Genomic DNA, 462 nt, shown 5'->3' on the forward strand with positions numbered 1-462 from the left:
GCGGGTTTCGCGGCACCGGCCGCGGCGGGTTTCGCGGCGGGGGCGGCCTTGGCCCCGGGTCTGGACGCGGCCGCCCCGCGAGGGGGCTGGCCGGCTGCGCCTGCGGCGCGGGGGGCGGGGGCCTTTGCGGCCTCGAGCGGTTCTTCCAGCCCCAGCTGGTCGCGCAGGACACGGGGGCGCACCTCCTCGACCCCGCCGGGGGGCAGCTCGCCCAGCCGGAAGGGGCCATAGGCGATGCGGATCAGGCGGTTGACCGTCAGCCCCAGCGCCGTCATGGCGCGCCGGATCTCGCGGTTCTTGCCTTCGCGCAGGCCCACGGTGACCCAGGCGTTGGCGCCCTGATGGCGGTCGAGCACCACCGACATGGGCTGGAACCGTTCGCCGTCGACGGTGATGCCCTGACGCAGCGGGTCCAGATCGGGGTCGGTCGGGTTGCCCTTGATACGGACGCGATACTTGCGC

At 74.9% G+C, this 462-nt stretch carries 1 protein-coding gene; it reads right to left on the reverse strand.

The window, feature by feature from the left end:
- The coding region (locus ACLD7X_RS18860) for a pseudouridine synthase domain-containing protein (RefSeq protein WP_482764000.1) at positions 1-462 on the reverse strand (462 nt) is incomplete at both ends.

The sequence above is a fragment of the Aphanothece microscopica RSMan92 genome, assembly GCF_046613545.2.
GTDB lineage: Bacteria > Cyanobacteriota > Cyanobacteriia > PCC-6307 > Cyanobiaceae > NIES-981.